General features: G+C 39.6%; 10 protein-coding genes. 2 read left to right on the top strand and 8 right to left on the bottom strand.

What is annotated here, in order from left to right; genetic code table 11:
- Positions 1–57: 57 nt before the first annotated feature.
- On the top strand, positions 58–2,265 hold the full coding sequence (locus GQR54_RS01865; RefSeq protein WP_166376371.1) for an EAL domain-containing protein: 2,208 nt from the start codon (positions 58–60) through the stop codon (positions 2,263–2,265).
- Positions 2,266–2,336: 71 nt separating this feature from the next.
- Here GQR54_RS01865 and GQR54_RS01860 read toward each other — a convergent pair whose 3' ends face one another.
- Both GQR54_RS01860 and proB read right to left on the bottom strand, forming a co-directional pair.
- Positions 2,337–3,584, bottom strand: coding sequence for a glutamate-5-semialdehyde dehydrogenase (locus GQR54_RS01860; RefSeq protein WP_166376370.1), 1,248 nt, complete (start codon positions 3,582–3,584; stop codon positions 2,337–2,339).
- Complete coding sequence (proB, locus tag GQR54_RS01855) at positions 3,581–4,687, bottom strand: glutamate 5-kinase (protein ID WP_024610440.1); 1,107 nt, start codon at positions 4,685–4,687, stop codon at positions 3,581–3,583. Before proB ends, GQR54_RS01860 begins: the two co-directional genes overlap by 4 nt.
- 871 nt (positions 4,688–5,558) lie before the next feature.
- Between proB and GQR54_RS01850 the strand changes: the two genes are divergently transcribed.
- A complete protein-coding gene (locus GQR54_RS01850) occupies positions 5,559–7,406 on the top strand; it encodes a sodium:proton antiporter (RefSeq protein ID WP_007586413.1) in 1,848 nt (615 codons plus the stop codon).
- 70 nt (positions 7,407–7,476) lie between these two features.
- Here GQR54_RS01850 and GQR54_RS01845 read toward each other — a convergent pair whose 3' ends face one another.
- The 6 genes from GQR54_RS01845 to hfq all read right to left on the bottom strand — a co-directional run bounded on the left by GQR54_RS01845 (position 7,477) and on the right by hfq (position 13,477).
- Positions 7,477–8,115 (bottom strand): SEL1-like repeat protein, encoded by a 639-nt coding sequence (locus GQR54_RS01845; RefSeq protein ID WP_007586412.1) that lies wholly within the window; start codon positions 8,113–8,115, stop codon positions 7,477–7,479.
- A gap of 111 nt (positions 8,116–8,226) precedes the next feature.
- Positions 8,227–9,540, bottom strand: coding sequence for an adenylosuccinate synthase (locus GQR54_RS01840; protein WP_166376369.1), 1,314 nt, complete (start codon positions 9,538–9,540; stop codon positions 8,227–8,229).
- A 214-nt stretch (positions 9,541–9,754) separates the two neighbouring features.
- On the bottom strand, positions 9,755–10,633 hold the full coding sequence (hflC, locus tag GQR54_RS01835; protein ID WP_010554353.1) for a protease modulator HflC: 879 nt from the start codon (positions 10,631–10,633) through the stop codon (positions 9,755–9,757).
- A gap of 5 nt (positions 10,634–10,638) precedes the next feature.
- Positions 10,639–11,808, bottom strand: a complete 1,170-nt coding sequence (gene hflK / locus GQR54_RS01830) for an FtsH protease activity modulator HflK (protein ID WP_010554352.1) — start codon at positions 11,806–11,808, stop codon at positions 10,639–10,641.
- Between the two features lie 100 nt (positions 11,809–11,908).
- Positions 11,909–13,198: a ribosome rescue GTPase HflX gene (gene hflX, locus GQR54_RS01825; RefSeq protein WP_007586404.1), complete on the bottom strand. Its 1,290-nt coding sequence runs from the start codon at positions 13,196–13,198 to the stop codon at positions 11,909–11,911.
- Between the two features lie 15 nt (positions 13,199–13,213).
- A complete protein-coding gene (gene hfq, locus GQR54_RS01820; RefSeq protein ID WP_007586402.1) occupies positions 13,214–13,477 on the bottom strand; it encodes an RNA chaperone Hfq in 264 nt (87 codons plus the stop codon).

Raw genomic sequence — 13,477 nt, 5'->3', positions numbered from 1 at the left:
ATAACCACTAACCTGAACTAGATTTAATATTGTAAAGAACGCAAAAAAGGATACATAGTGCATTCAAATTATCTCGCTAACAATACAGGATTAATAACAGCTCAAAAACATAAACCTTTAATTCTTATTGTTGATGACGAACCTAGTAATTTACACGTATTAGTAGAAGGACTTTTAACTGATTACGATGTACGTATTTCTACTAGTGGTGAGCAGGCTTTGATCTTTATTGAGTCAACTCGGCCTGACTTGATTTTATTAGACATAATGATGCCCGGCATGGACGGCTACGAAGTATGCAATATACTTAAAGCGAAACAAAATACTAAAGGGATCCCCGTCATATTTGTTACTGCGCTTACCGAGGAAGAGTCGGAAGAAAAAGGCTTTGCTATGGGCGCAATTGATTACATACACAAGCCTTATAAATTGGCATTAGTTAGAGCTCGTATTCGCACCCACATAACGGCGCAAGGAATGCTTGATAGATTAATAGAAAAAAACTTTGACCTGCACGATAAGCTCCTCGAAATTGAATCTCTAGCACTAGAATTAAGTCAACGTGAAGAAGAGTTAAAGCAGCTTTCATCAAAGCAAAAGTTATTTTATCAAGCTTTAACTGGTACAGCAGATGGCGTGGTTATTACAGACAGTAATGGTAAAATAATTGCTGTAAACCCCTCATTCTGCCGTATTACTGGTTATTGTGAGGCTGATTCTCTGCAGATGCAATTACATGATATAAAGCAAAATAACCACCCAAGCATTAGTTTTGATCAAGTATGGAATCATGCAAATAAAGCAGGCTACTGGAGTGGAGAGCTAGTCACTAGACGTAAAAATGGCGAGCTTTATCCCGAGTTACTAACACTGAGTATGGTTAAAAGCGAACAAGATACAAACGTTCATTACATTGGTGTATTTAGCGATATATCTAGTTTAAAGGTTACTCAAGAGCGAATAGATTACCTAACATGGCATGATGAACTTACCGGCCTACCTAATCGTAACGGATTTTTAAAACAATTAGAGCAACGGCTTCAGATCTGCACGGCAGAAAAAAGTTACGCTTATATTTATATTATTGATATTGATAGCTTTCGCTCAATTAATGATGGATTGGGTTTACTTGCCGGAGATAAAATACTTAAAAAGCTTACCAAACGTATTCATTCTCATCTTGATAAAAAAGATGTCATTGCACGCCTAGGCAGTGATGAATTTACAGCGTTGTGCACACTTGATAAAGGTATTGGCCGAGTTAGGGCTCAAGCTATTGCAGAGCGAAAAGCTCAAGAGTTATTGATTGCCGTAAATCAGCCTTTCTTCGTTGATGAACAAGAAGTAAGTTTAACTGTAAGTATTGGTACGTATATTTTCCCTCGAGAAGATCAATGGGAAAGCGCTATAGAAACCATCCGAAACTGTGAGGCTGCTTGCTATAAAGCAAAAGAGAAAGGCGGTAACAGAATTACCTTTTTTGATACTTCATTTGGCGAGCAAGCAAAACGCCGTTTTGAAATAGAGCAAGATTTGCGTAAAGCAATTACTCAAAATGAACTTTCCCTTTATTTGCAATCTCAATTTGACAGAAATCAAACGCTTAAAGGTGCAGAGGTTTTATTAAGGTGGGAACATCCTCAAAAAGGCTTTATTAGTCCTGGAGAGTTTATACCGATTGCAGAAGAGTCTGATATTATTTATGACTTAGATTGCTGGGTAACTTCAAATGCACTTGAAATATTAACGCAACTTAGTAAAACTCACCCTGAGTTAAACCTATCAATTAATATAAGTGGCAGACATTTTCATGAACCTCGGTTTTTAAACTTCATCAGCCAACAAATAGAACTGCATAGCATTAATCCTCAACAGCTGACTATTGAGATTATTGAAGGTACTTTACTTAATCATATGGAAGCAGCAATTAGTGCTGTTCACCTTCTTAAAAAGTTAGGTGTAAGAGTATCAATTGATGACTTCGGTACTGGATATTCGAGCTTAACTTATCTAAAACAATTACCAATACAAGAACTAAAAATTGACCGTTCTTTTGTTTTAGAAGCACCGACTGATAATAACGATAAATTAATTATTGATATGATTGTAAGCTTAGGTCGCTTATTCGAATTAGAGGTTGTAGCTGAAGGCGTAGAGAACCAGTCCCACTTTGATTTATTGCAGGAATATCCAGAAGTTATTCTTCAAGGCTATTATTTACATAGACCTGAACCTGCAAGCGATTGGCTTAAAAAGCTGACGTAGCCCTAGCGTAATTTATAAACTAAAAAGCCGAGCATGAATATGCTCGGCTTTTTATGAACCTAAGTTTGCGGTTACTCGCGAACTTGGCCTACTCCATTAACTAAATACTTTTCAGTAGTCAGTGACTCAAGCCCCATTGGACCGTACGCATGAAGCTTAGAGGTTGCTATACCAATTTCTGCACCTAAACCCAGTTGTGAGCCATCAGAGAAACGAGATGATGTATTAACCATCACTACAGAAGCATCTACACTACGCTGGAATAACTCTGCAGCGGCTTCATTTTTAGTGCAAATTACTTCAGTGTGGTTTGATCCAAACTGCGCAATGTGTTCAACCGCTGCTGTAAAGCTTGGAACAACGCGAATAGCGATTTCTAGGTCTAGATATTCTTCACCAAATTCGTTATCGGCTAAAACAGTTGCATTATCGAAGTATTTAGCTGCAAGGCTGTCGGCATTTATTTTTACACCTTCTTGGCGTAATACAACTGCGCACAGATTTAAAAACTCATCTGCAACATCTTGATGAACTACTAAGCCCTCTAGTGCATTACAAACACCCGTACGTTGTGTTTTTCCGTTAAGTAGTAAGTTAAGCGCAATTTCTAGATCTGCATCTTTATCTACATATAGATGACAAACACCTTTGTAATGCTGAATTACTGGGATCGTACTGTTTTCAGTTACAAAGTTAATTAAGCCTTCACCGCCACGTGGAATTATTAAGTCAATGCTTTCACGTTGCTGCATTAATTCCATTAATAGTGCACGATCTGGATCTGGAATTACTGAAATAAGTGATACTGGTAAGTTATGCTTTTCAAGTACGCTGTGCATTACACTTGCGATAGCTTGCGAACTTTTAAGTGCTTCTTTACCGCCACGTAAAATTACGCCATTACCTGATTTAAAACATAATGCGCCAGCGTCTGCTGTTACATTTGGGCGTGCTTCGTAAATCATACATACAACGCCAAGAGGTACGCGCATTTTACGAATTTTAATGCCATTTGGACGCTCTGTGATATCACGTAGCTGACCAACAGGATCATCTAGGCTTACGATTACTTCAATGCCTTCTGCCATAGCTTCAATACGTTCATCGTTTAGCGTTAAGCGGTCGATCATTGAGGCTGCTAAATTATTATCGCGCGCTGCGCTTAGGTCACTTTCGTTTTCTTTGATTATAAATGCTTTTTGAGCTCTAAGTGCTGCTGCAATCTCTGTTAATACTTGATCTTTTGTCTCGGTATCGAGTAAAGCAAGTGTTAATGCAGCTTTAGCTGCCTGACGTGAAATGTCTGTAATTAAGCTCATGACTTCTCCAATAATGCGATATATTTCTCAGATATTACAGGTCCAATTGAATCCTGCATTTTCTCACTGAATTCACTTTGTTCGTTGTCTGCAATAAAGTTCAACAAACAACTACTATAATTTGCGGTCGCTTTCGCTAACCGAGTGCCATCTTCACTACGAACTAAAATAGTATCACCAACGGCAAACTCGCCGTGCACTTCCATTATTTCATCGCCGCGAATACAGCCAGTTTCACCTTCTAATGATTCATCGAATGATCCATCAACAACAACTTCGCCTTGCTCGTTTGCTGTGTGTGTCATCCAATGAACAGAATCTTGCATTGGTTTTTCGTAAGGTAAAAATATGCTACCAGGGTTCTCACCTGCTAATAGCTGTGTAAATGTTTCTTCTTTAAAACCATTTATAATATACGTTGCGATACCATGTGAAGTCGCTTTTTCTGCCGCTTCTATTTTGGTTTTCATACCGCCCGTGCCTACTGAACTTGTAGCACATCCTGCCATAGCATAAATAGATTCATCAATTGATTTTATTTCAGGCAATAGAACTGCATCATCATGTAAATTTGGATTTTTATCGTATAAGCCATCAACATCTGAAAATATTAATAATGCATCTGCATCTGCCGCAGCTGCTACCATCGCTGATAAATTATCGTTGTCACCTACTTTTAGATCATCGGTCGTTACAGCATCATTTTCATTAATAATAGGTAATACACCGTGCTCTAGTAAGGTAAATACAGTTTCGCGAATACTCTGATAGCGGTCATGGTCACGTAAATCACCATGTGTTAGTAATAATTGCGCTGAAGGGAAATCAAAAAATCGATCCCACATTGCCATCATTTCAGTTTGACCTGCTGCCGCCATTGCTTTTTTCATAACAACAGTTCGTGGCTTATCCGATGGGAATAAGTGTGCGCCTGCTGCTACAGAACCCGATGAAACTAAAATAACTTCAATACCACGGGCACGACAACGAACAATAAACTGTGCGATAGTTAGTAAGTAGCGTGAACGACAGCCATCTTGATCTGGTGCAATTAAAGCACTACCTACTTTAAGTACGATACGTCGCCAATTTAACTTTTGCATAAGAGCTCAACTTTCCATTTTATCTGCGCTCATCTTTACTCGATAAGCTAAAACTAGGTAGCTAGGTATAAAACATAGCTTCGAATTTGTCTTGTCATTTAGGCAACACTTTTTTACACACACGCAAAAGCCATATCTAAAACAAGAAGTTTAGATTTGAGGTTAAGTATAAAGTAGCAACAACCCAATAATATTGAGCAGCACTAATCAAAAAATTTAAAAGTGTTGTTTATGCATCGCTGTAAAAAGCTGTGTGTGGCTTTTTTATTAACAACATACATAGAGCCTCTAAAGTCTGATACACCAACAGATAGGGTGAAGACCAAAGGACCGAGATTTAACCGCCACGATGAGGGGCTAAATATTGAAAGTAATAGTTCAACTCAAACCTTTATTTACTTAAATAATTAAATAAACTTGTTCGGCAAAACCATACCAAGAATTCGGCAAATGATATTTTGTAATGCTCAAATACTAGAAACATTACTAACTCATGATTATAAAGATTAAAAATGACGTTAAGATTAACAAGCCTGTTTTATCTTCAATAAACTTGGTTAGATGACTAATTATTAGAACACGAAGTATAATACACCAAATACCCCTTTAAAATCAAGGTTAGAATTCGAACTAAGTTAATACGAAACACTCATACCCTTTATATTGTTATTAAAATTCAATAAATTAAACAATTAATACACTTTAAAATAAGCTGGCTAAGTTCTCGCTAAATAATTTAAGCCTACTAATCTTTTATAAGCAGCTAAAATTGATTAGTAATATTTCAGTTTCCGGTGTATACCCCTGTATTAATAATTAACAAAAGTTATACTTTCTAAACATATCGTCATAAATAAGGAATTCTTAATCTATGTCAGCAATTTACATAGCCGGTATCGCACTTTGCTCTGTGCTTGCCCAATGGGTCGCGTGGGCTTTTAGAGTACCCGCTATTCTTTTTTTATTGCTTACTGGTCTTTTACTTGGACCATTTAGTGGTGTTTTAGACCCTGATGCACTTTTAGGTGATTTACTGTTTCCGGTAGTATCACTAAGCGTTGCCATCATTTTATTTGAAGGTTCCTTAACTCTGCATTTCAGAGAATTAAAAGGGATAGGAAAAGTTGTAAGGAATCTCTGCTCAATCGGTATGCTTACTACCTGCATTATTATTAGCTTAAGCGCCTACTGGTTGCTTGAGCTCAATTGGCGTGTTGCTGCGGTACTAGGCGCAGTACTCGTTGTTACTGGCCCTACCGTTATAGCACCGCTATTAAACTCAATGCGTCCAACACAAGACATAGACCGCATACTTCGCTGGGAAGGTATTGTAATAGACCCAATTGGCGCATTATTTGCTGTATTGGTATTTGAAGCTGTAATGCTTGTAGGCCAAGGCGAAGTATTTAGTCATACTATTATTGCTTTAGTTAAAACCCTGGGTGTTGGTTTAAGTATTGGTGTTGCTGCAGGTTGGCTAACAACCCTATTAATGCGTCGCGAGTGGCTGCCATTTGAATTACATAAGTTTGGAATTTTAGCACTAGTCCTTATTAGTTTTTCTGTATCAAACTATTTAAGCCATGAATCAGGCTTATTAGCAGTAACTGTATTTGGTATTTGGCTTGCGAACCAAGACGATTTAGAAATAGATTCTGTACTTGAGTTTAAAGAAGACTTGTCGATGATATTAATATCAACGCTGTTTATTTTACTTGCAGCACGTTTACAGCTTTCTGATTTGATGATGCTCGACAGCGATGTATTTATATTTTTAGCTATTGTGCTTTTTGTTGCACGCCCACTGTGTATTGCTATTTCGACCTTTGGTACTGACTTACCAATGAAGTCTCGCTTGGTACTTGCCTGGATTGCTCCACGCGGTATAGTTGCCGCAGCCGTTGGGTCGGTATTTGCACTAAGTATGATGGAAGCTGGCGTTGCTGATGCTGAAAAGATGGTGCCACTTATATTTACGGTGATCATCATTACGGTTGTGCTGCAAAGCTTAACAGCCATCCCTGTTGCCAAGCTATTAGGTGTACGCCAACCATCGCCAAACACAATATTAATTATTGGTGCAAACCATGTATCGCGTGCAATTGGACGTGGCTTACAAGAGCAGAATATTCCGGTTCACCTTTCAGATCCTGCATGGGAAAACTGCAGAATGGCACGTATGGATGGCTTAGCTTGTTATTATGGTAACCCGCAATCAGAGCATGCTGAACGCTACTTACCTCTAACAACTATTCGCAGTGTCTTAGCGCTATCGCCAAACCGTCATCATAATGCGCTAGGCGTTCAATACTTTTCGCATTTACTTAATGAAAAAAATGTATTTTCGCTTCGCTCATCAACGTCGCATGCTAAAGCAAATAAAGACAGTGCAACGTTTTTATCTAGACAAATATTGTTTGGCGACGAAGGCTCATACGCACGTTTGAGCAGTATCATAGCTAAAGGCGGTAAGGTTAGTTCAACACGTATCTCGGATGAGTTTAGCTGGGAGCAATACCTAGAAATGAACCCTGAGGCTATCCCTTTGTTTATTCTTAAAGGTGATAAAGACAGCGACGACGATACGCCAATTAAGCTAAGACCGTTTACAATCAACATGGAAAAACCGCCGCAAGAAGGCGAGCGTGTTGTTGCATTACAGCCGCCTAAAATGTCGGTCTTAAAAGACCCGCAAACAAAGGCTAAAGAAGAAAGTTAAACACTTTTATTACCTGTAAAAACTGAAAAACCCTAACTTAAAAAGTTAGGGTTTTGTTTTTTAAGAGCCATTAAATAGGAAGGCGAGCTCGCGCAACCACACTATCTGGCATTTTTTGCGCTAACTTAGTCAGCGCTCGCTCAATTTTTTTATGAGTCGCTTTATCTGCGACCATAGAATTAAATAGCCAACGGTATGCATCTTCAAAATCACGCGGGCTGCCATAGCCATCATTAAATAATTTAACCAAACGTAGTTGTGCTTTTAAATTGCCTTGCGACGACGCTTCACGCAAATACGTAATTGCCATTGCTTTATCTTGCTGAACTAAACGCCCGGTGTCGTAGTAACGCCCTAACTGCTCTAGCGCTGCCGCTAAGCCTTGTTCAGCCGCTTTTCGCATGTAATACACACCTAACTCTACATTACGATCCACGCACACGTTATAAGCCAGCATATCGCCGTATAAAAATTGATAAGACGGCAATGCCATTTTATTGGCTCGTGCTTCTATATCTTGCACTAACTGGCAATCATCTGCCTTTACCCGCGCTAAATGCGTATTTTTATTTATTAACGCAATTAGCTCAGATTCTGTATACAGCGGTACAGCAGCAGGGCTTTCTGTAGCTAAGCTGTTGGTTGCTATAAATAAAGACAGCGGAATTAACGAAAGCCTTAATACGCAATTACGGTAAAATAAACGCATGCTCACCACTTATAAAAATAAACTTATTAAAATATATACAAAGATCGTTCCAAGGTGAATTTTAGATACAAAAAAAGCTGCACTAGGCAGCTTTTTTTAATCTAATGGTAATTACGCAAACGGGTTGCGAAGTACCATAGTTTCTACGCGGTCTGGACCTGTAGAAATAATATCAATTGGAACACCCGTAATTTCTTCAATACGCTTGATGTAGTCAATCGCAGCTTTTGGTAAACCGTCAAGACTCGTTACACCAACAGTGTTTTCTGACCAACCTGGCATTTCTTCGTATACTGGCGTTACTTTATCGTAACCTTCAGCTGCTAATGGTGTTACGTTAGTAACTGTGCCATCTTCAAGCTTGTAACCAATACAGATTTTAAGCGTTTCTAAGCCGTCTAAAACATCAAGCTTAGTTAAACAAAAACCTGAAATACTGTTGATTTGAACCGCACGGCGCATAGCCACTGCATCTAACCAACCAGTACGACGAAGTCGACCTGTTGTAGCGCCAAACTCATGGCCTTTATCACCTAAGTGCTTACCAACTGGATCTTGTTTCCCAAGACCGTCGTAAAGCTCTGTAGGGAAAGGACCTGAACCAACACGTGTAGTGTACGCTTTAATAATACCTAAAACGTAATCAAGGTTTAATGGACCAAAACCTGCACCAGTCGCAACGCCACCAGCTGTAGTATTTGAAGATGTTACATAAGGGTAAGTACCGTGATCGATATCAAGTAACGTACCTTGTGCACCTTCAAATAAAATGTTTTCGCCTGCTAAACGCGTTTGATCTAAAAGCTCAGTTACATCTACAACCATTGCTTTTAAGATATCAGCAACAGCCATTGCATCATCAAACGTTTTTTGGAAATCTACAGCGTCTACTTTGTAGTAGTTAACTAAAGTGAAGTTATGGTATTCAAGAACTTCTTTTAATTTAGCTGCAAATAATTCAGGATTAAATAAATCGCCTACGCGTAAACCACGGCGAGCCACTTTATCTTCGTACGCAGGACCGATACCACGGCCAGTTGTACCAATTGGCTTATCGCCACGAGCAGTTTCGCGGGCTACATCTAATGCAACATGGAAAGGCAAGATTAGCGGACATGCTTCACTTATTAAAAGACGCTCACGTACTGGTACGCCGCGTTCTTCAAGCATGCCAATTTCTCTCATTAGCGCTTCTGGTGATAAAACTACACCATTACCAATCACACATTTAACATTGTCACGTAATACACCCGATGGAATAAGGTGTAGAACCGTCTTTTCACCTTCGATAACTAAAGTATGACCCGCATTGTGGCCACCTTGATAACGAACTACTAAAGATGCTTTGTCTGTAAGGAGATCAACTACCTTACCCTTTCCTTCGTCACCCCATTGGGTGCCTAATACAACAACGTTTTTACCCATCGTAAATTCACTTAGAGAAAATTAGGACGAGATTTTACCAGAAAACTAAAGTAAAGATCACCCCTGTTCAGCTTATTTTTTCTGCGCGCATTTGTTATATCCAAATATTAGCTAATAACCACATAAATAACAGTGATTTAAAGCACTAGACTGTGTTTAACAAAAAGCCCCGCAAATGCGAGGCTTTTTAACTTCTAAATAATTAACGTAAAGCCTATTGAGCTTTAGCGCCTTTCATATATTGGAAGAAGTCGCTATCTGGTGAAAGCACCATAACGTCTTGCTTATTTTTAAAAGTCTTTTTGTAAGCCTCAAGCGAACGCACAAAACTAAAGAACTCAGGGTCTTTGTTATACGCGCTTGCATAGATGCCTGCGGCATCAGCATCGCCTTGACCACGTACAGAACGCGCATTACGCTCTGCATCGGCAAGCATTACTGTTACACGACGGTCAACACCCGCACGAATAGTCTCGGCTTTTTCCTGACCTTCAGAACGATGCTCTTTTGCAACAGCAGTACGCTCAGCGCGCATACGTTGGTAAATAGAGCTACTCACTTCTTGTGGTAGGTTAATTTGCTTAACACGTACGTCTAGCACCTCAATACCAAGCTCACGTGCACTTTCAGAAGCTTGTACTAACGCTTCTTCCATCAACTCGCTACGCTCACCCGATACAATTTCGCGAATTGTACGTGTACCAAAGTTTGTACGAAGACCATTATTTACTTTTTGTTTAAGTAGCGTTTCAGCATATTGCTTATCGCCACGGGCACGTAAGTAAAAAGCGCTAAAGTCATTAACACGCCATTTTACAAACGAATCAACAATTAAGTCTTTTTTCTCACTAGTAACAAAGCGATCCGGCGCACCATCTAGCGTTTGAATACGTGCATCAATGCGACGTACTTGGCTAAAAAATGGCACCTTAAATTGTAGGCCTGGGCCATATACAATCGCTTGATCGTCGCTGTCTTTTTGTACTTTACTAAATAACATTACAATTGCTTTTTGCCCTTCAGGTACAACAAATACCGATGAGAAAGACATAACAATGGCAGCTAATAGTATTACTAAACTAAAGTTTTTCATTATGATTATCTCCCATCATTGAAGCGGTCGTTGTTAAAGCGGTCATTGCCACTATTAACAGAGCTATTGCGCGACGTATTTACTTTATTACGTAAATCTTGAATATCACTAGAGCTTGGAAGTGCAACACGTGTTGCTGTCCCTTGCTTATCCATGATCTTATCAAGTGGTAAATAAAGCATGTTATTACCGCCTTTAACATCAACCAATATTTTAGAACTACTCCCTAACACTTCTTCCATTGCATCAATGTATAAGCGCTCACGAGTAACTTCTTTAGCTGCTTGATATTCAGGTAATAGCTTTTCAAAACGAGCTACTTCACCTTGTGCTTCTAATGTAATACGCTCTTGGTAACCTTCCGCTTCTTGAGTCATACGCGTTACTTGACCACGAGCACGCGGTTCAATTTCACGAGCATATGCTTCTGCTTCACGAATGAAACGTTCTTCATCTTCTTGTGCAGCAATCGCATCATCAAATGCATCTTTAACTTCAGTTGGCGGACGAGAGTCTTTAAAGTTCACGTCAGTAACAATTAAACCTAAGTTATATGGTTCGATAATCTTATTAAGCTCATCCCATGTATTTTGACGAACAACCTCACGGCCATTAGTTAATACTTGGTCCATTTTTGCATGGCCCACAACGTAACGTAGTGCACTATCTAGTGCTTCTTCTAAGCTACTATCAGCGTTAGTTACGCTAAATTCATAAAGGTATGGGTCAATAACACGGTATTGCACCTGAAACTCAACGCTCACTACGTTTTCGTCTTCAGTAAGCATAAAACCAGAAGCCGATAATGAACGAACTGCTTCAATATCTACTGGGATTACCGTTTCAATAAACGTCATTTTCCAACGCAGACCAGGATCAGCAATTCGGTCATATTTACCAAATTGAAGAACCACACCACGCTCGGCTTCTTTAACCGTATAAATACCACTTAACGCCCATACAATAACGGCGATAATAAGTATGAATGAAATACCGGCTCCGCCAAGTCCACCGCCGCTACCATTGCCGGATTTTTTCCCGCCAAATAAGCCGCCGAACTTGTTACTAAACTTGCGGAACACCTCGTCTAAATCAGGTGGGCCTTGATCACGTCCGCCTTTATTATTCCACGGATCTTTGTCATTGCCATTATTACCCGGTTCATTCCAGGCCATAGCTATACTCCATTGTTATCTAAATAAATTAGGAAATTGTGTTAAATCTAACAAATCTACCGCGTTTCTCATACAAAAACCGACATTAAAACGTCAATTTTTAATTACGGTTGATAAAACCAGCAATTTCAGGACCAAATTCTTTAATTAAACGATTCCACTCAACCATTGGCATTCTAACATCTAACAGCCAATTACCTTGCTCATCAAAGCGTTCTTCATGTACTGCATTTAAACTAAACAATGCAGCCCTTAGGCGACCATACAATGGCGTAAGAAATAATGTTTCGTTAAACATCTTCTTAGCAAGCAGTTCACTAATAGCCTCACTAAGTAATTCACACCCTTCACCAGTCTGAGCGCTAAGCCATACTCTTATAGGTTGGCCTTCGTCATCTCGATCAATACGTGGGCTTACGTTATCCAGCGCATCAATTTTATTATAAATTAATAGCTGTGGTACTTCATCGGCTTCAATTTCTTTAAGCACCGATTGTACTTGTTCAATATTTTCTTGAAGACGAGAGTCTGCTGCGTCAATTACATGTAACTGTAAATCAGCTTCACGAGTTTCAGTTAGCGTTGCTTTAAAAGCAGCAACTAAGTCGTGCGGTAAATGACGAATAAAGCCCACTGTATCAGCTAAGATAACAGGACCAACATCACCTAATTCAAGCTTACGTAGAGTCGGGTCAAGCGTTGCAAACAACTGATCGGCCGCATATACATCTGAATTCGTAATTCGATTAAATAATGTAGATTTACCCGCATTGGTATAGCCAACTAACGATACCGTAGGTATTTCGTTACGAGTACGAGCTCGCCTACCTTGTTCGCGTTGCACTGCTACTTTAGCTAAACGCGCACGGATATTTTGAATTCGGGCACGAAGTAATCGTCTATCTGTTTCAAGTTGGGTTTCACCAGGTCCACGTAAACCAATCCCGCCTTTTTGGCGTTCAAGATGGGTCCAGCCCCGAATTAATCGAGTCGACATATGGCGAAGTTGTGCCAATTCAACCTGCAGCTTACCCTCATGGGTACGTGCACGTTGGGCAAAAATATCAAGAATTAGCGTCGTTCTATCAAGCACACGACACTGACAAACACGCTCTAAATTACGCTCTTGTGACGGCCTGAGTTGATGATTGAAAATTACGACATCTGCATTGTGGATTTTGACAATCTCAGCTATTTCTTCTGCTTTACCGGTACCGACGAATAGTTTCGGATGTGGTGCTTGACGGCTGCCTTGCACAACCGCCAAACTACTAACACCAGCAGAAGATACCAACATTTCTAATTCATGAAGATCTTCACGATCCCCTTCTTTAGGTAAGTCGATATGAACTAAAATTGCCTGTTCGCCGGATTCATAGCGGTCAAACAAACATTATGCTCCTAATTAAAAGTTACCAGCTTCTGGTTCTTCAGTGTCTTCACTCCCTTGAACTGCTTGGAAGTTAACTGCGCGAGCAGGGACAACTGTTGAAATTGCATGCTTATAAACCATTTGATTTACGGTGTTCTCTAGTAAAATAACAAATTGGTCAAATGACTGAATTTTGCCTTGTAATTTTATGCCATTTACCAAAAAGATTGATACTGGAATGCGCTCACGTCGTAGTGCATTCAAAAATGGGTCTTGTAACGATTGGCCTTTTGCCAT

Origin of the sequence: Pseudoalteromonas sp. Z9A4 (assembly GCF_011378845.1) — a bacterium.
Taxonomy (GTDB): domain Bacteria; phylum Pseudomonadota; class Gammaproteobacteria; order Enterobacterales; family Alteromonadaceae; genus Pseudoalteromonas; species Pseudoalteromonas arctica.
This window is presented reverse-complemented; position numbering and strand designations above follow the sequence as displayed.